The 18,073-nt window shown below is 73.6% G+C and carries 15 protein-coding genes; 3 read left to right on the forward strand and 12 right to left on the reverse strand.

Annotated features, from left to right (window positions below):
* Positions 1–3 precede the first annotated feature (3 nt).
* The 6 genes from F1C76_00740 to F1C76_00765 all read right to left on the reverse strand — a co-directional run bounded on the left by F1C76_00740 (position 4) and on the right by F1C76_00765 (position 7,498).
* Positions 4–960, reverse strand: coding sequence for a VWA domain-containing protein (locus F1C76_00740; protein ID QNG35329.1), 957 nt, complete (start codon positions 958–960; stop codon positions 4–6).
* Positions 957–2,006 (reverse strand): DUF58 domain-containing protein, encoded by a 1,050-nt coding sequence (locus F1C76_00745; protein ID QNG35330.1) that lies wholly within the window; start codon positions 2,004–2,006, stop codon positions 957–959. The genes F1C76_00740 and F1C76_00745 overlap by 4 nt, the downstream gene beginning before the upstream one ends.
* Entirely contained in the window at positions 1,916–3,106 is a 1,191-nt protein-coding gene (locus F1C76_00750) for a MoxR family ATPase (GenBank protein QNG35331.1), read from the reverse strand. The genes F1C76_00745 and F1C76_00750 overlap by 91 nt, the downstream gene beginning before the upstream one ends.
* Before the next feature lie 286 nt (positions 3,107–3,392).
* Positions 3,393–4,691 carry an NlpC/P60 family protein gene (locus F1C76_00755; protein QNG38906.1) on the reverse strand — a complete coding sequence of 433 codons (1,299 nt, stop codon included), beginning with the start codon at positions 4,689–4,691 and terminating at the stop codon, positions 3,393–3,395.
* A gap of 239 nt (positions 4,692–4,930) precedes the next feature.
* Positions 4,931–6,469: a long-chain-fatty-acid--CoA ligase gene (locus tag F1C76_00760; GenBank protein QNG35332.1), complete on the reverse strand. Its 1,539-nt coding sequence runs from the start codon at positions 6,467–6,469 to the stop codon at positions 4,931–4,933.
* A gap of 33 nt (positions 6,470–6,502) precedes the next feature.
* Positions 6,503–7,498, reverse strand: coding sequence for an inositol phosphorylceramide synthase (locus F1C76_00765; GenBank protein QNG35333.1), 996 nt, complete (start codon positions 7,496–7,498; stop codon positions 6,503–6,505).
* 194 nt (positions 7,499–7,692) lie between these two features.
* Between F1C76_00765 and F1C76_00770 the strand changes: the two genes are divergently transcribed.
* Genes F1C76_00770 through F1C76_00780 form a run of 3 tightly spaced genes read left to right on the forward strand, consistent with a single transcriptional unit; the run spans position 7,693 to position 12,068 of the window.
* Positions 7,693–10,515, forward strand: a complete 2,823-nt coding sequence (locus F1C76_00770; protein QNG35334.1) for an aconitate hydratase — start codon at positions 7,693–7,695, stop codon at positions 10,513–10,515.
* Positions 10,516–10,518: 3 nt separating this feature from the next.
* Positions 10,519–11,280: an SDR family oxidoreductase gene (locus F1C76_00775; GenBank protein ID QNG35335.1), complete on the forward strand. Its 762-nt coding sequence runs from the start codon at positions 10,519–10,521 to the stop codon at positions 11,278–11,280.
* A gap of 23 nt (positions 11,281–11,303) precedes the next feature.
* Positions 11,304–12,068: a sirohydrochlorin chelatase gene (locus F1C76_00780; GenBank protein QNG38907.1), complete on the forward strand. Its 765-nt coding sequence runs from the start codon at positions 11,304–11,306 to the stop codon at positions 12,066–12,068.
* 6 nt (positions 12,069–12,074) lie between these two features.
* Here F1C76_00780 and F1C76_00785 read toward each other — a convergent pair whose 3' ends face one another.
* The 6 genes from F1C76_00785 to F1C76_00810 form a co-directional block, all read right to left on the reverse strand.
* Complete coding sequence (locus F1C76_00785; protein ID QNG38908.1) at positions 12,075–12,962, reverse strand: sulfurtransferase; 888 nt, start codon at positions 12,960–12,962, stop codon at positions 12,075–12,077.
* A complete protein-coding gene (locus tag F1C76_00790) occupies positions 12,866–13,318 on the reverse strand; it encodes an SgcJ/EcaC family oxidoreductase (protein ID QNG35336.1) in 453 nt (150 codons plus the stop codon). The genes F1C76_00785 and F1C76_00790 overlap by 97 nt, the downstream gene beginning before the upstream one ends.
* A 49-nt stretch (positions 13,319–13,367) precedes the next feature.
* Positions 13,368–15,266 (reverse strand): ABC transporter ATP-binding protein, encoded by a 1,899-nt coding sequence (locus F1C76_00795; protein QNG35337.1) that lies wholly within the window; start codon positions 15,264–15,266, stop codon positions 13,368–13,370.
* 25 nt (positions 15,267–15,291) lie between these two features.
* Positions 15,292–16,083: an enoyl-CoA hydratase/isomerase family protein gene (locus F1C76_00800; GenBank protein ID QNG35338.1), complete on the reverse strand. Its 792-nt coding sequence runs from the start codon at positions 16,081–16,083 to the stop codon at positions 15,292–15,294.
* Complete coding sequence (locus F1C76_00805) at positions 16,080–16,322, reverse strand: transcriptional regulator (GenBank protein ID QNG35339.1); 243 nt, start codon at positions 16,320–16,322, stop codon at positions 16,080–16,082. Before F1C76_00805 ends, F1C76_00800 begins: the two co-directional genes overlap by 4 nt.
* Positions 16,323–16,450: 128 nt before the next feature.
* Positions 16,451–18,052 (reverse strand): ABC-F family ATP-binding cassette domain-containing protein, encoded by a 1,602-nt coding sequence (locus F1C76_00810; GenBank protein ID QNG35340.1) that lies wholly within the window; start codon positions 18,050–18,052, stop codon positions 16,451–16,453.
* Positions 18,053–18,073 lie beyond the last annotated feature (21 nt).

Consider the following 18,073-nt stretch of genomic DNA (forward strand, 5'->3'; position numbering starts at 1 on the left):
CGGCTACAGCAGGCGGTTGGTCCAGAGCAGGGAGAGGACGACGCCGAGGAAGGCGAAGAGGACGCCCCCGCGCACGAACCAGGGGCTGATGTCCTGGGGCTCGCTGACGTAGCCGATCTGGCTGCCCAGGTCGGCGTAGACCTGCTCGAGCTCCTCGGCGCTGGCTGCCTCGGAGTAGGAGCCGCCGGTCTGGTCGGCGATGGACTCCAGGGTGGCCCGGTCGACCGGGACCGGGACGGTCTCCCCCTCCAGGTCCAGGGTGCCGAAGTCGGTGCCGAACGCGATCGTCGAGACCGGGATCTGGGCGCCGATCGCGGCCTCCACGGCCTGGGTGTCGGGGCGGCCGACGGTGTTGTAGCCGTCGGACAGCAGGATCACCCGGGCCGGGGCGGCCTCCTCACCGGTGTCCTCCAGCGAGGACTGGTAGTTCTGGATCGCGGTGAGCGAGGTGAACACCGCCTCACCGATCGCGGTGGACTCGGCCAGCTCCAGGTTGTCGATCGCCGTCCGCACCGAGGCCCGGTCGGTCGTCGGGGTGACCAGCGTGGTGGCCGAGCCCGCGAAGGACACCAGCCCCAGGTTGATCCGCTCCGGGAGGATGTCCACGAACTGCTTGGCCGCGGTCTGCATCGCGGCGAACCGGTCGGGCTCGATGTCGGTGGCCTGCATGGACAGCGACACGTCGACGGCCATGATCACCGTGGCCCGCTCCCGGGGCACCCGCACCTCGGTGGAGGGCTGGGCCAGCGAGAGCACCAGCGCGCCGAGGGCGACCACGACCAGGCCGAAGGAGAGGTGCCGCCGCCAGCCGGGCCGCTTGGGCACCAGCGAACCGAGCATCGCCACGTTGGTGAACCGGGCGGCGTACGTCTTCCGGCGCAGCTGCATCACCACGTAGAACGCGGCGAGCGCCAGCACGGCGAGCAGGCCCAACAGCCACAGCGGGGACTGGAACGTCATCGGGAGGCCCCTCCGGCGCCGGCGCGGCGGCGGTCGGCGACGAACCGCACCACGTCGGTCACCCAGTCTCGGTCGGTGCGCAGTTGCAGGTGCCCGGCACCGCAGCGGCGCAGGGTGGCGGCGATCTGGCGGCGCTGGGCGGCGGCGCCCTCGGCGAACTTCCGGCGCACCTCGGCGTTGCCGGTGGGCACCTCGAGGGTCTGCCCGGTCTCCGGGTCGACGACCGTCAGGAGCCCGACGTCGGCCAGCTCCAGCTCACGCGGGTCGAGCACCTCCACGGCCAGCAGCTCGTGCCGGCTGGACAGCCCGCGCAGCGGCCGCTCCCAGTCGGCGTCTCCGAGGAAGTCCGAGACCACGCACACCAGCCCCCGCCGGCGGGGCGGACGGCGCAGCGTCTCCAGCGCCGCGGCCAGGTCGCCGCGGCGTCCCCCGGCGGCCCGCGGCGTGGCCACGACCTGACGGAGCAGCCGGTCGGCGGCCAGCCGGCCGGGCAGCGCCGGGTACCTGTCCACCCGTTCGCCGGTGGTGACCACGGCGCCCAGCCGGTTGCCGTCGCGCACGGTGAGGTGGCTGACCGCGGCCAGCCCGGCGATCGCCAGGTCCCGCTTCTCGCAGTCCGCCGTCCCGAAGTCCAGGGAGGCCGACAGGTCCAGCACCACCCACGTCTCCAGCTCCCGGTCGGCGATGGTCTCCCGCACGTAGGGGGTCTGGGTGCGGGCGGTCACGAACCAGTCCATCCGCCGGACGTCGTCCCCGGGGTGGTAGCTGCGCGAGTCACCGGCCTCGGTGCCCGAGCCGGGCACCAGACCCAGGTGGTCGCCCTGCAGCAGGCCGTCCAGCCGCCGCCGGACGGTGAGCTCCAGGCGGCGCAGCAGCACGTCGGCGTTGCCGCCGTCCCCGAAGTGGGTGGGCGGCGGCACCGCCGTGGGCTCGGCGTCGAGACGGCGGCGCGGGCTCACGCCGACTGCGGTCCGGCGCCGAAGCCCTGCTGGGGGGACGGCTGCGGCGGGGTCGCGGGACGCGGCTGACCCTGCGGACCGCCCCACGGCTGCGGACCCTGCGGGCCGCCGCTGCCCGGCACGGCCGGACCGCCGGGGGTGCCGGGACCGAAGCCGCCGGAGCGCTGCCGCGGGGTCACCTGAGGCAGCGGAACGCTCTGCACGATGCGCTTGACCACGTGGTCGGCGGGCACGCCGTCGGCCAGCGCGTCGTAGGAGAGCACCAGGCGGTGCCGGAGCACGTCGGCGGTGATGTCCAGGACGTCCTGGGGCAGCACGTAGTCCCGGCCGCGGAGCAGCGCGATCGCCCGGCTGGCCCCGATCAGGCCCAGCGTGGCGCGCGGGCTGGCGCCGTAGGTGACCCAGTTCGCGACGTCGGCCATGCCGTGCTCGCGCGGCGACCGGGTCGCCACCACCAGCCGGACGACGTAGTCGACCAGTGCGTGGTGCACGAAGACGCCCGAGGCGGTCCGCTGCAGCCGACGGAGGTCATCGGGGCCGAGCACGGTCTCCGCGTGCGGCGGGTTCGCGCCCATCCGGTAGACGATCTCGCGCTCCTCCTCGGGCGTGGGGTAGTCCACCAGCACCTTCATCAGGAAGCGGTCCCGCTGGGCCTCGGGCAGCTGGTAGACGCCCTCGCTCTCGATCGGGTTCTGCGTGGCCAGCACCAGGAAGGGGTCGGGCAGCGGGTGGGTGACACCGCCGATGGACACCTGGCGCTCGGCCATGACCTCCAGCAGCGCCGACTGCACCTTGGCGGGGGCGCGGTTGATCTCGTCGGTGAGCACGAAGTTGGCGAACACCGGGCCGAGCTCGGTGTCGAAGGCGTCCTGGCCGGCCTTGTAGATGCGGGTGCCGATGATGTCGGCGGGCACCAGGTCGGGGGTGAACTGCAGGCGGGCGAACGAGCCGCCGACCGCGGTCGCCAGGGTCTCCACGGCCAGGGTCTTCGCGACGCCGGGGACGCCCTCGAGCAGCACGTGGCCCCGGGCCAGCAGGCCGACGAGCATCCGCTCGACCAGCCGGTCCTGCCCGACGATGACCCGCTTGACCTCGAACACCACCCGCTCGAGCAACGCCGCGTCGGTGGCCGGCGGGGTGTGCTGCTGCGGGGACTGCTCGGGCGGGCTGCTGGCAGCGCTGGTCACGGGGCTCCCTGGTGCGTGTGCGGTCTGGTCCGTACGGGGCCGACGCGCCCCCGCCTCCCCAGTGTCCCCCACCTGCCTGTGTCCACCCACTGCTCGGCCGGGTGAGCGGCGGGTGAGAGGCGCCCGGCGACTCGCCGTCCCCAGACGTGGAGCACCGGGTGTCCCACCCGCCCCACTGCTGCTACCGTTCGGCCTGCGTCGGGCAGCTCCCCCCGTGGCTGCCCGACGCCCCAACGCACAGCAGGCCCGCACCGGACTCCGGTGCGGGCCTGTTCTGCGTCTGCGCTCAGGCCGACGGGCGGGCTGCTCCCGCGTAGTCGTAGTTCCAGATCGTCGACACCTTGACGACGTCGCCGCTCTGCGGGGCCTGGACCACCTTGTTGTTCCCGATGTAGATGGCCACGTGGTAGATCCGGGACGCCGAGCCGTTGGTGCCCCAGAAGACGAGGTCGCCGGGCTGCAGGTTGGCCCGGGAGACCTTGGGCAGGGCGTTGTACTGGCTCTGGCTGTTGCGCGGGATGGAGATGCCGGCCTGGGCGTAGGCGTACTGGGTCAGCCCGGAGCAGTCGAAGCCGTAGACGCCGGTGTCGGGGCTGATCCCGTAGCCCGGGCCGCGGCTGCCGCCGCCACCCCAGGAGTAGGGCGTGCCCAGGTAGCGCATGGCGGCGTTGATCGCGGTGGTCGACGCGGAGGCGTTGGCCGGACCGGCGACCGGGGCCGGGGCCGGGGTGACCGGGCGGGACGGGGCCGGCGCGGGCGCCGGGGCCGCCGTGGTCGGGCGGGACGAGGACGGCGCGGAGGCGGCCGGGGTGGACGGCCGGTTCGCCGCGGCGGCGGCCGCTGCGGCCTGCTGCTGGGCCTGGGTCTGCGCGGCGGCCTCGGCGGCGGCGTCCGCGGCCTGCTGCTGGGCGTAGGCCTCGGCGGCCTCGCGGGCGCCCTCGAGACCGAGGAGGACCTGCTGGGCGGCCTGCAGCTGGGCGTCGAGGGTGACCTGCTGCTGGGCGAGGGCGGCGGCCTGGGCCCGGGCGGAGGTCTCCGCGGCCTGCGCTGCGGCGAGGGAGTCCGCGGCCTCGGCCTGCAGGGCGTCGGCGTCGGCGAGCGCCGTCTGGGCGGCGGCGTCGGCGGCGGTGGCCTGCTGCTGCAGGACGGTGACCTCGTCGAGGACGTCGGAGTGGTCGGCACCGGCGGCCTCGAGCAGGGCGGCCCGCTCGATCAGCTCCCCCGGGGACGAGGCGTCGAGCAGGGAGGCGGCACCGGAGAAGGTGCTGCCCTCCATGTAGGAGGTGCGGGCGAAGTCCGAGAGCTGCACCTGGGCGACGCCGAGGTCGGCGGTGGCCTGGGTGGCGGCCGCGGCGGCGGTGTCGGCCGCGGCGCGGGCGGTCTCGTACTCCTCCTGCTTCTGCTGGTAGGAGTCCAGCGCGATGGCCGACTCCTGCTGCGCGGTGGCTACACCGGACTGCGCGGACGCCAGCTGGGCGGAGATCGCCCCCACCTCGGCGGCGGCGGCGTCCTGGGCGGTCTGGGCCTGGGCGATCTCTCCGTCGCTGGGGTTCACGGGAGCGGCCGAGGCCGTCCCCGGCGCGATCCCGACGGCGACCGCCGCGGCGATGAGCACCCCACCGAACCGCACCGACCACCGCTGACCACGCTCGCCCCGGAGGGTTCCCCGCACCTTCGTCTGCACGCCTGACGACCTCTTCCACCACTCACGACCACGGTCGGCCGCTCTCCGGGGAGCGGCCTCACGTGTCCCGTCGACGGGCGGTGGTGGGGTCTTGAGAGGGTGCCGGGGGCGTCTCCCCCGTCGGGGGGAGACGCCCGGTGTCAGTTGACCTGCCGCTCGCTGCTCTCCCAGAAGGCCTGGCGCAGCTTGAACTTCTGGATCTTGCCGGTGGCGGTGCGCGGGATGGCGTCGCGGAACTCGACCCGCTTGGGCAGCTTGTAGCCGGCCAGCCGGGTGCGGCAGTGCGCGATCAGGTCGGCCTCGGAGACCGTCTCGCCCTCGGTGAGCACGACGAGCGCGGTCACCATCTCCCCCCACTTCTCGTCGGGGACGCCGATGACGGCGACCTCGGCGACGGCGGGGTGGCTGAAGACGGCGTCCTCCACCTCGATGGAGGACACGTTCTCCCCGCCGGTGATGATCACGTCCTTCTTGCGGTCGGAGATCGTGAGGTAGCCGGCCTCGTCGATCGTGCCGCCGTCACCGGTGTGGAACCAGCCCCCGTCCAGGGCCTCGGCGCTGGCGTCGGGGTTCTCCCAGTACCCGGCGAGCACGGTGTTGGACTGCGCCAGCACCTCACCGGACTCGCTGGTGCGCATCCGGGTGCCCAGCGACGGCACCCCGGCCCGGGACAGTGCCCTGGCCCGCTCGATCGGCTCGAGGTCGTCGTACTCGGCCCGCGGGCGGTTGACCGTCAGCAACGGCGCGGTCTCGGTGAGGCCGTAGATCTGGTTGAACTCCCAGCCCAGCTCCTCCTCGACCCGGGCGATCGTGCGGGACGGCGGCGGGGCGCCGGCGACGACGATGCGCACCTGGTCGCGGCCGGGCACCTCGCCCTCCCACTCGGCGGCGGCGTCCAGCACGGCGTTCCAGACCGCCGGGGCACCGGCCATCATCGTGATCCCGTGCTGCTCGACCCGGCGCAGGATCTCGGCACCGTCGATCTTGCGGATGGGCACCTGGCGGGCGCCCACCCCGGCCATGGAGTAGGGCAGGCCCCAGCCGTTGCAGTGGAACATCGGCAGCGTGTGCAGGTAGACGTCGCGGTCGCTGACCTGCATGTGCATGCCGAACAGCACCGCGTTGGTCCAGATGTTGCGGTGGGTCATCTGCACGCCCTTGGGCCGTGCCGTCGTCCCCGAGGTGTAGTTGATCGTGGCGGTGGCGTCCTCGTCGGGCTCGGCCCACGGCCGGGCCTCGGCGTCGAAGCGCAGCAGGCCCTGCTCGTACTCCTCGCCGGTGAGCAGCCGGTGCTCGGCGGTGACGCCCTTCAGCGTGGGCTCCACCTCGGGGTCGACGATGAGCACGCGGGCCCCGGAGTGCTCGACGATGTAGGAGACCTCCTCCGCCGAGAGCCGGAAGTTCACCGGCACCAGCACCCGGCCGTGGCTGGGCACGCCGTAGAGCAGCTCCAGCACGCGGGCGGAGTTGTGGCTGACCACCGCCACCCGCTCGCCCTCCCCGATGCCCAGCGCGTCGAGCCCGGCCGACACCGCCCGCGCCCGGCGGGCGACCTCGCGGTAGGTCAGCTCGCCGAGGGACTCCGCGGGCTGGGTGGGCTCGTCGACGATGCCCACCCGGTCGCCGTAGACGAGCTCGGCCCGGTCGAGGAAGTCACGGGTGGTCAGGGGCACGCGCATGCCGGCTCCGGTGGGTCGTGGGCCGACCGGGGGTCAGCCGCGGGACGTGGTCGACGTCACGCTAACGCCTGCCCCCGACACCCGGCCCCGCGCGCGTCCGGCCGCCCGACCCAGCACCGGGACGACGAGGGTCACCCCGAGGAACACCGCCCCCGCGTACAGCGCCCCCAGCACGGTGTCCACCACGTAGTGCTCCCCCGACCACACCAGGGCCACCGGCATCGCGACCGCGTAGGCCACCAGCAGCACCCGCTGCCAGCGACGACGGACCAGGGTGAGCCCGACCAGGCAGACCAGCACGGCGAAGGCGGTGTGCAGCGACGGGACGGCGGCGACCGGGTTCACCGAGCCCTGCCCGGCGTGCAGCAGCGCCCCGGCCCGGGGCAGCCCCAGCTCGGCCCAACCGTCCCCGCTGTGCCGGTGCACCTCGCCGATCACGCCCTGCCGGGCCGCCAGCCACGGCGGGGCCGCGGGGTAGAGCACGTAGGTGACCAGCCCGGCCAGGGAGAGCCCGACGACCATGGCGGCGAACCGTCGCCAGCGGGCCCGGTCGCGCAGCCACAGCCCGGCCAGCAGCAGCGGGGTGACCACGAAGTGGCTGCTGTAGACCAGCGTCACCACCACCGCCAGCCAGCCCGGGACGGCGACGTTGGCCTGCAGCCAGACCGTGGGCACCACCCCGAAGACGGCGGCGTCGACCGCGGCGGGCTCGGCGACGTGCACCGGGGCGCCCAGGGTGTCGGCCAGCCCGCGGCTGGCGTCGTAGACCAGCAGCACCGCGCCCAGCGGCACCCAGTCCACGAGCAGCTGCACCGCGGCCCGCCGGCCGCGGCCGGGGCACCGGCAGGCCAGCCCGGTCAGCACCCAGAGCAGCACGCTGAGCCGGTCGGTGGGCAGCCCCAGCACCAGGCACACGGCGGTCAGGGCGAGCAGGTGCAGCGTCGACAGCGCCGTCCGCAGCCGGCGTCCCCGCGCGGGCCGGTCGGCCGCGACGAGCACCGCCGGGGTCGGCACCACCGTCGTCGTCACCGCGCGGACGCTAGGCGACCACCCGCAGGTCGTGGGGGGTTTCCCGCGCGGACACGTCCCGCGGGCCCCAGCAGTCCCGGTGAGCGCCGTCACCTCGGGAAGGAAGGGTTGCCTTCCTCCGCACGCTCGAGCGGGAGCTGGGATGATCGGGGGTGCTAGAAGCGCAACGGACCAGCGAGGGTGAGGCGCACGCAGTGGCAGCCAGCAAGGACAGCTTCGGAGCACGGTCGACACTCAGCGTCGACGGCACCGACTACGACATCTTCCGGCTCGACGCGGTGGAGGGCGCTGACAAGCTGCCCTACAGCCTCAAGATCCTCCTGGAGAACCTCCTCCGCACCGAGGACGGCGCGGACATCACCGCCGACCACGTGCGGGCGATCGCGAACTGGGACCCGTCGGCCGAGCCCGACCAGGAGATCCAGTTCACCCCGGCCCGCGTGGTCATGCAGGACTTCACCGGTGTCCCCTGCATCGTCGACCTGGCCACCATGCGCGAGGCGATGGCCGACCTCGGCGGCGACCCGACGAAGATCAACCCGCTGGCCCCGGCCGAGCTCGTGATCGACCACTCGGTCATCTCCGACGTGTTCGGGACCCCGGAGTCCTTCGAGCGCAACGTCGAGATCGAGTACCAGCGCAACGGCGAGCGCTACCAGTTCCTCCGCTGGGGCCAGGGCGCGTTCGACGACTTCAAGGTCGTCCCCCCGGGCACCGGCATCGTGCACCAGGTCAACATCGAGCACCTGGCCCGCGTCGTGTTCGCCCGCCCCGAGGGCGACCGCACGCTGGCCTACCCCGACACCTGCGTCGGCACCGACAGCCACACCACGATGGTCAACGGCATCGGCGTGCTGGGCTGGGGCGTCGGCGGCATCGAGGCCGAGGCGGCCATGCTCGGCCAGCCCGTCTCCATGCTGATCCCCCGCGTCGTGGGCTTCAAGCTCACCGGCCAGCTGCCGGACGGCACCACCGCCACCGACCTGGTGCTCACCATCACCGAGATGCTGCGCAAGCACGGCGTGGTCGGGAAGTTCGTGGAGTTCTACGGCGCGGGGGTCTCCGCGGTGCCGCTGGCCAACCGCGCGACCATCGGCAACATGAGCCCGGAGTTCGGCTCCACGGCCGCCATCTTCCCCATCGACGGGGAGACCATCCGCTACCTCGAGCTCACCGGTCGCCCGGCCGAGCAGGTCGCCCTGGTGGAGGCCTACGCCAAGGAGCAGGGCCTCTGGCACGACGACGCCCGCGAGCCGGCGTTCTCCGAGTACCTGGAGCTCGACCTCGGCACGATCGTGCCCTCCATCGCCGGCCCGAAGCGCCCCCAGGACCGGGTGCAGCTGACCGACGCCAAGGCGGCCTTCCGCGAGGTGCTGCCCACCTACGCCGGCTCGGCCGACACCAGCGTGGAGGACGCCCCCACCGCCGCCTCGGTCTCCGACGAGGGCGTGGAGGAGACCTTCCCGGCCTCGGACCCGGTCTCGGCCAGCAACGGCAACGCCGGTGCCGAGCCGCACACCGTCGTCCCCGACCGGGTACCGGACCGCGCCTCCAACCCGGTCGCGATCACGATGGAGGACGGGACGGAGACCTTCGTGGACCACGGCCACGTCACCATCGCCTCGATCACCTCCTGCACCAACACCTCGAACCCCTCGGTGATGATCGGCGCGGCCCTGCTGGCCAAGAACGCCGTCGAGCGCGGCCTGAGCGCCAAGCCGTGGGTCAAGACCACGCTGGCGCCGGGGTCCAAGGTCGTCATGGACTACTACGAGAAGGCCCAGCTCACCCCCTACCTGGAGAAGCTCGGCTTCTACCTGGTCGGCTACGGCTGCGTCACCTGCATCGGCAACTCCGGTCCGCTGCCCGAGGCCGTCAGCAAGGCGGTCAACGACAACGACCTCGCCGTGGTCTCGGTGCTCTCGGGCAACCGCAACTTCGAGGGCCGGATCAACCCCGACGTCAAGATGAACTACCTGGCCTCCCCGCCGCTGGTCATCGCCTACGCGATCGCCGGCTCCATGGACGTCGACCTGAACAACGACCCGCTGGGCCAGGACCCCGAGGGCAACGACGTCTTCCTGCGCGACATCTGGCCGTCCCCGCTGGACGTCCAGCGGACGATCGACGAGTCGATCACCAAGGAGATGTTCATCGAGGACTACGCCGACGTGTTCGCCGGCGACGCCCAGTGGAAGGCCCTGCCCACCCCCGAGGGCAAGACCTTCGAGTGGGACAGCCAGAGCACCTACGTGCGCAAGCCCCCGTACTTCGACGGCATGGAGGCCGAGCCCTCCCCGGTCGTGGACATCAGCGGCGCCCGCACCCTGGCGGTGCTGGGCGACTCGGTGACCACCGACCACATCTCCCCGGCCGGCTCCATCAAGGCCGACTCCCCGGCCGGCAAGTACCTCTCCGAGCACGGCATCGAGCGTCGGGACTTCAACTCCTACGGCTCGCGCCGCGGGAACCACGAGGTCATGATCCGCGGCACCTTCGCCAACATCCGGCTGCGCAACCAGCTGGTGCCCGGCACCGAGGGCGGGGTCACCAAGGACCACCTGACCGGCGAGACGACGACGATCTACGACGCCTCCCGCTCCTACGCCGACGCCGGCATCCCGCTGGTCGTGCTGGCCGGCAAGGAGTACGGCTCCGGTTCCTCCCGCGACTGGGCCGCCAAGGGCACCGCGCTCCTGGGCGTCCGCGTCGTCATCGCCGAGAGCTACGAGCGCATCCACCGCTCCAACCTCATCGGCATGGGCGTGCTGCCGCTGCAGTACCCCCAGGGCCAGGACCGCGAGTCCCTGGGCCTGACCGGCGACGAGGAGTTCACGGTCACCGGGATCTCGGCCATGAACGACGGCCCGACCCCGAAGACCGTGACCGTGCAGGCCGGCGACGTGACCTTCGAGGCCACCGTCCGGATCGACACCCCCGGCGAAGCGAACTACTACCGCAACGGCGGGATCATGCAGTACGTGCTGCGCTCCCTCCGCGGGTCTGCCTCGGTCTGACCGGTGGACCTGGGTCTGGGCGGTCGCGGCTACCTGCTCACCGGCGCGAGCCGTGGGCTGGGGTACGCGACCGCCCGGGCCCTGGTCGACGACGGGGCGCGGGTGCTGGTCAGCTCGCGCTCCGCGGAGTCCGTGGAAGCCGCCGTCGCCTCCCTCGGGGGTGCGCCGGCGGCGTTCGGGCTGTCCGCCGACCTGGCCGCGCCAGCAGCGGCCGGGGACCTGGTGCGGACGGCGACGGAGCAGCTCGTGCGCGTCGACGGCGCCCTGGTCTCGGTCGGCGGCCCGAAGCCGGGCACCGTCCTGGACACCGACGAGGCCGACTGGCGCGACGCCGTCGACTCGGTGCTGCTGGGCACGATCCGGCTGGTCAAGGCCCTCGTGCCGGTGCTGGGCGAGGGCGCCGCGATCGGCCTGGTGCTCTCCACCTCGGTCCGCCAGCCGATCGGCCACCTGGCCATCTCCAACGGGCTGCGCCCGGGCCTGGCGATGACCGCCAAGGCGCTCGCCGACGAGCTGGGGCCCCGCGGCATCCGGGTGTTCGGGCTGCTCCCGGGCACCATCGCCACCGACCGGATCACCGACATCGAGGCCGCCTCCGGCGACCCTGCGGCCATGCGGGCCCGCACCGAGTCCGGCATCCCACTGCGCCGGGTCGGGCGGCCCGAGGAGTTCGGCAAGGTCGCCGCCTTCGCCCTGTCCCCGGCCGCCAGCTACCTCACCGGCGTCATGATCCCGGTCGACGGCGGCCTCACGAGGGCGCTGTGAGCGCCCCCGGCTCCCCCGACCCCGTGCTGGTCGCCTGCGCGCACGGCACCCGCAACCCCACCGGGCGCCGGCTGATCGCCGAGCTGGCGCTGGCCGCCCGCGACCTGCGCCCCGGGCTGCAGACCACCGCGGCCTTCGTCGACGTGCAGCCGCCGACCGTGGGCGACGTCGTCGCCGGGCTGGCCGCCGAGGACACCCCCGCCGTCGTCGTCCCGGTGCTGCTGTCCGGCGGCTTCCACGTGCACGTCGACATCGCCGGTGCCGTCGACGCGCACCCCGGCACGCTGTCGGCCCGCGCGCTGGGCCCGGACCTGCGCCTGGTCGACGTGCTGCTCACCCGGCTCCGCGACGCCGGCGCCGACCCCGAGGACCCCACCACCGCCGTCGTCGTCGCCGCGGCCGGGTCCAGCGACCCCCGCGCGACCGCCGACGTCGAGGACACCGCCGACTTGCTGCAGCGCTCCTGGGCCGGGCCGGTGACCACCGGCTACGGCTCGGCGGCGCAGCCCACGGTGCCCGACGCGATCGCCACCGCCCGGGCCGCTGGCGCCGAGCGCGTCGTGGTCGCGGCCTACCTGCTGGCGCCCGGGTTCTTCCACGACAAGCTGGCCGGTGCCGGCGCCGACCTGGTCACCGCTCCCCTGCTGCCCGACGAGCGGATCGCCGCCGTGCTGCTCGACCGCTACGACGCCGCGGTGGAGACCGCGCGCCGCACCGCAGCGGTGCGCGCCCCCAACCGGGTCGAGACCCTGGACTTCTGGCCCAGTCCGGACGACGTCGACGCCTGACCCGGCTCAGGCCCCGGTGGCCACCGGGCGGACCGGGTCGGCCGACCACTCCGACCAGGAGCCCGGCCACAGCGCCGCCTCCACGCCGGCGACGGCCAGCGCGGCCACCTCGTGGGCTGCGGTCACCCCGGAGCCGCAGTAGACCCCCACCCGGGTGTCCGCGGTGACGCCCAGCGCGGCGAACCGGTCGGCGAGGTCGTCCCGGAACCGGCCGTCGGCCAGGTTGTCGGTGGTCGGCGCACTCACCGCCCCGGGCACGTGACCGGCGCGCGGGTCGACCGGCTCCACCTCTCCGCGGTACCGCTCCCCCGCCCGGGCGTCCAGCAGCACACCGCCGGCGCCGGGGAGGGCCGCGGCCTCGTCCGCGGTGAGCACCGGCATGCCGCCGGGGGTGAGGACCACGTCGCCCGGGGCGGGGACGACGTCGCCGTCCTCCACCGGCCCGGTCCACCCTGCGAGTCCGCCGTCCAGGATGCGCACGTCGGCCACCCCGCCCCAGCGCAGCAGCCACCAGGCGCGGGCGGCCGAGGTGCCCGGGCCGGCGTCGTAGACCACGACCCGGTCGCCGGTGGAGACCCCCCAGCGGCGGGCCGCGGCCTGCAGGTCCTCGACGGCGGGCAGCGGGTGACGGCCGGCGGCCGAGGGCGGCGCCGCGAGCTCGGTGTCCAGGTCGACGTACACCGCGCCCGGGAGGTGCCCGGTCAGGTACTGCTGGTGTCCGTCGGTGCGGCCCAGCGCCCAGCGGACGTCGAGCAGCACGGCACCGGCGACGTCGTCCGGTCCGGCGAGCACCGGGGTCACCGGGCGGCCTCGAGCTCCGCGGTGAGCGCGGCCACCGCGGCAGGCCGACCGTGGTAGCGGGCCGGGGTGGCGGTGAGGACGGAGATCTTCCAGCGGCGCCCGTCCTTGACCACGACCGCGGTGTGCACGGCGTGCAGCGCGGGGTCCAGCCGGTCGGAGCCGACGTCCACCATGCCGGCAACCGCGTGCACGACCGCGACGTCCTCGGCCACGGTGCGCACCGAGCGGACGACGCCGACGTAGGCCGGGGTCTGGTGGTCGGCGAACAGCCGCCGCATGTCCGCGGCGATCTGCAGCCGGCCGTGGGCGGCACTGCCGTCGAACCCGATGACGTCGCCGTCGTCGGTGAGCACGGCGGAGATGCGGGCGCCGCTGCGGGCGTTCCACCCGGCCAGGTACTCGGCGTAGACCGACCGGATCTCGGCGTCGTCGGGATGGGTGGTGCTCATGGGGAGGCTCCCGGCGGTGGTGCGGGTGGGACGGCTGTGACGTTAGTGCTCAGCTCGGGACGACGACGGGCGACACGGTCTTCTCACCCGAGGAGAACTGGGTGCGGTACAGGTCGGCGTACCGGTGGCCCAGCGCGAGCAGCTCCTCGTGAGTGCCCTGTTCGACGATGCGGCCGGCGTCGACGACGAGGATCAGGTCGGCGGCGCGGATGGTGGACAGCCGGTGCGCGATGACCAGCGAGGTGCGGCCGGCCAGCGCGGCGTCCAGCGCCTTCTGCACCGCGGCCTCGCTCTCGCTGTCCAGGTGCGCGGTGGCCTCGTCGAGGATGACCACGCCGGGGCCCTTGAGCAGCACCCGCGCGATCGCCAGCCGCTGCTTCTCCCCACCCGACATCCGGTAGCCGCGGTCACCGACCACGGTCTCCAGGCCGTCGGGCAGCGAGGCGATGAGAGCGGCGATCCGGGCTCCGGTGAGCGCCGTCCAGAGCTGCTCCTCGGTCGCCTCGGGGCGGGCGTAGAGCAGGTTCGCCCGGATGGTGTCGTGGAAGAGGTGGGCGTCCTGGCTGACCACGCCGATCGAGTCGCGCAACGAGTCCGCGGTCGCCTGCCGGACGTCCAGGCCGCCGACCCGCACGGTGCCCCCGGTGGCGTCGTAGAGCCGCGGCACGAGGTTGGCGATGGTGGACTTGCCGGCCCCCGAGTGCCCCACGAGCGCGACCAGCTGGCCGGGCTCGGCCCGGAAGCTGACCTCGTGCAGCACGGTGGCCTCCTCGCCGTGCTCGGGCAGCGAGAGGTCCTCCAGGGAGGCCAGCGAGACCTCGGACGCCGTCGGGTAGTGGAAGGACACGCGGTCGAACTCCACCGACCGGTCCGTCGTGGGCACCGGCCGGGCGTCGGGGGCGTCGCGGATCATCGGCTCGAGGTCGAGCACCTCGAAGACCCGGTCGAAGCTGACCATCGCGCTCATCACGTCGACCCGGACGTTGGACAGCGCGGTCAGCGGCCCGTAGAGCCGGGACAGCAGCAGCGCGAGGGAGACCACGGCGCCCGGGGACAGCGAGCCGTCGAAGGCCAGCGATCCACCCAGGCCGTAGACCAGCGCGGTGGCCAGCGCGGCGACGAGGGTGAGCGCGGTGAAGAAGGTGCGCCCGTACATGGCCGACAGCACGCCGATGTCGCGCACCCGCGCGGCCCGGGAGCTGAAGGAGGCGACCTCGGCCTCGGGGCGACCGAACAGCTTGACCAGCAGCGCACCGGAGACGTTGAACCGCTCGGTCATCGTGGCGTTCATCGAGGCGTTGAGGCCGTAGGACTCCCGGGTGATCTCCTGCAGCTTGGCGCCGATGCGCTTGGCCGGGAGCACGAACAGCGGGACCATCACGATCGACAGCAGGGTGATCTGCCAGGACAGCGTGAACATGACGCCGGCGGTGAGCACCAGGCCGATCACGTTGGACACCACGCCGCTCAGCGTCGAGGTGAACGCCTGCTGGGCCCCGATCACGTCGTTGTTGAGCCGGCTGACCAGCGCGCCGGTCTGGGTGCGGGTGAAGAACGCGACCGGCATCCGCTGCACGTGGGCGAACACCCGGGCGCGCAGGTCGTAGATGACGCCCTCTCCGATCCGGGAGGAGTACCAGCGCTGGGCCAGGGAGCTGCCGGCGTCCAGCACCGCGAGACCGGCGATGAACAGCGCGATCCGGACGATGTCGCCGGCCGTGCCGTCCAGCCGGGCGATCCGGTTGACGATGTCGCCGGCCAGCAGCGGGGTGACCACGCCGATCACGGCGGAGACGACGACCAGGCTCAGGAACCAGGTCAGGTCGCGTCGGTAGGGACCGGCGATGCCGAGGATCCGCTTGACGGTGCCCTTCGGGATCTCCCGGCCGGCCTTCGGCTGGCGCTGGAAGGACCGCATCGCGGCCATCGAGGTCATCGGTGAGCTCATGGGGTGACCCCTCTCGTCCCCGCGCTCAACCCCGTGACCGCGGTGCCTGTTCCACCAGCGCGTGCAGCCTGCGCACCTGCGCGGCACGTTCGGCGGCGTCCTGGGCGTCGGTGTCCGTGGCCGCCGCCGCGCGCACGAGGGCGGCGGTCTCCCGGCTGGCCCGCACGTCGGGGCCCACGATCCCGGCGACCAGGGTGGCGACGGCGTCCTCGAGCTCCTCGGTGGGGACGACGACGGTCGCCAACCCGCTCGCCAGCGCCTCGGCCGCACCGACCTTGCGGCCGGTCAGGCACATCTCCAGCGCCCGGGAGTACCCGACCGCCTGCACCAGCGTGGAGGTGCCGGTGAGGTCGGGCACCAGCCCGAGCCGGGCCTCGGGCAGCGAGAAGGTGGCCTCGGTGCCGCAGACCCGGAGGTCGCAGGCCAGCGCCAGCTGCGCACCGGCGCCGATGGCGTGGCCCTGGACGACGGCGACGCTGACGATCCCCGGGGTGCGCAGCCACCGGAACCCGTCCTGGTACCCGCGGATCCGCTCCCGGGCGCCGTCGTCACCGAGGGCGAGCAGGGCACCCAACCCGCCGGGCAGGTCGGGATCGGTGGCGAAGAGCGAGCGGTCCAGCCCCGCGGAGAAGGCCCGGCCGGCCCCGCGGACCAGCACCACCCGGACCTCGTCGGGCAGGGTCGCGCCGATCTCGGCCAGGGCGTGCCAGGTCTCCGGCGTCTGGGCGTTGAGCTGCTCGGCCCGGTCCAGGGTGACGGTGAGGACCGGGCCGTCGAGCGAGGTGGTGACCCAGCCGCGGGCCGGGTCGCCGGTCACGAGCCGGCGCTGGAGCGGTTGGCCCCGCCGCGGCTGCGCAGGGTCGCACCGGACTCCGACAGCAGCCGGTGCACGAAGCCGTAGGAGCGGCCGGTGGAGGCCGCCAGCAGCCGGATGCTCTCCCCGCCGTCGTAGCGCTTGCGCAGCTCGTCGGCGAGGGTGCTGCGGTCCCCACCGGTGATCCGCTTGCCCTTCGCGAGGTCTGCGGTGCCCTCGGCAGGTGCGTTCGAGTCGGCCATGACTCCCCTCCGTGCCAGCGGGGGTCCGGCAACGCCGGAGCCGTCCGCTGGTCGCCCGGACCGCCGTCCTGATGACGTCGGCCTCTCGGACCGATGATCACCCAGTGCCGACGGTGCGGCCACTCAGCTCACGCGAGTTCGACGAGCTCCGCGAAGTCGGCCGACCAGGTGTCCTCGGTGCCGTCGGGCAGCAGGATGACCTTGTCCGGGTCCAGCGCGGTCACCGCGCCCTCGTCGTGGGTGACCAGCACGATGGCGCCCTGGTAGGTGCGCAGCGCCTCGAGCACCTGCTCGCGGCTGGCCGGGTCCAGGTTGTTGGTGGGCTCGTCGAGCAGCAGCACGTTGGCCGCCGAGCAGACCAGGGCGGCCATCGCCAGCCGGGTCTTCTCCCCACCGGACAGCGTGCCGGCCCGCTGGTCGACGGCGTCCCCGGAGAAGAGGAACGCACCCAGGATGCGACGCAGCTCGGTGGCGGTCTGGTCCGGTGCCGCGGACTGCATGATCTCCAGCAGCGAGCGGTCCATGTCCAGCGTCTCGTGCTCCTGGGCGTAGTAGCCCAGCCGCAGCCCGTGCCCGGCCTTGACCTCACCGGTGTCGGGCACCTCGGTGCCGGCCAGCATGCGCAGCAGGGTGGTCTTGCCGGCGCCGTTGAGACCCAGGACGACGACGCGGGTGCCGCGGTCGATGGCCAGGTCCACGCCGGTGAAGATCTCCAGCGAGCCGTAGGACTTGGACAGGCGCTCGGCGGTCAGCGGGGTCTTGCCGCAGGGGGCGGGGGTCGGGAAGCGCAGCTTGGCGACCCGGTCCTGCACCCGCACCTGCTCCAGGCCCGCGGCCAGGCGCTGGGCGCGCTTGTCCATCGACTGGGCGGCCTTGGCCTTGGTGGCCTTGGCACGCATCTTGTCCGCCTGGGCGGTGAGCGCACCGATCTTCTTCTCGGCGTTGGCCCGCTCGGAGCGGCGCCGGCGCTCGTCGGTCTCCCGGGCGTCCAGGTAGCGCTTCCAGCCCAGGTTGTAGACGTCGACGGTGGCCCGGTTGGCGTCCAGGTGCCAGACCTTGTTGACCACGGCGGCGAGCAGCTCGACGTCGTGGCTGATCACGATGAGCCCGCTGCGGTGGGTGGCCAGGAAGCCCTTGAGCCAGGCGATGGAGTCGGCGTCGAGGTGGTTCGTCGGCTCGTCGAGCAGCAGCGTCTCGGCGTCGGAGAACAGGATCCGGGCCAGCTCGACGCGGCGCCGCTGACCACCGGACAGCGTGGACAGCGGCTGCTCCAGCACCCGGTCGGGCAGGCCCAGGTTGGTGCAGATGCGCGCGGCGTCGGACTCGGCGGCATACCCGCCCATGGCGGCGAACTGGTCCTCGAGCCGGCCGTAGCGGCGGACGGCGCGGTCGCGCTCGGTGTCGTCGGCGGGCTCGGCCATGGCGACCTGGGCCTTGGTCAGCTGCGCCTTGAGCTCGTCGAGACCGCGGCCGGACAGCACCCGGTCACTCGCGCTGATCGACAGGTCACCGCTCAGGGTGTCCTGCGGGAGGTAGCCCAGCTCGCCGACCTGGTCGACCTTGCCGGCGTGCGGCACCCGCTCACCGGCCAGCGTGGTGAGGGTGGTGGTCTTGCCGGCGCCGTTGCGCCCGACCAGACCGATCCGGTCACCGGGCTGGACGCGCAGGTCCGCCTCGCTGATGAGGATGCGGCTCCCCGCGCGGAGCTCCAGGCCGGTGGTCGTGATCACTGAGCCCAGGGTAACCGCGTC

It is taken from the genome of Geodermatophilaceae bacterium NBWT11 (assembly GCA_014218215.1).
In the GTDB taxonomy this organism is placed as follows: domain Bacteria; phylum Actinomycetota; class Actinomycetes; order Mycobacteriales; family Geodermatophilaceae; genus Klenkia.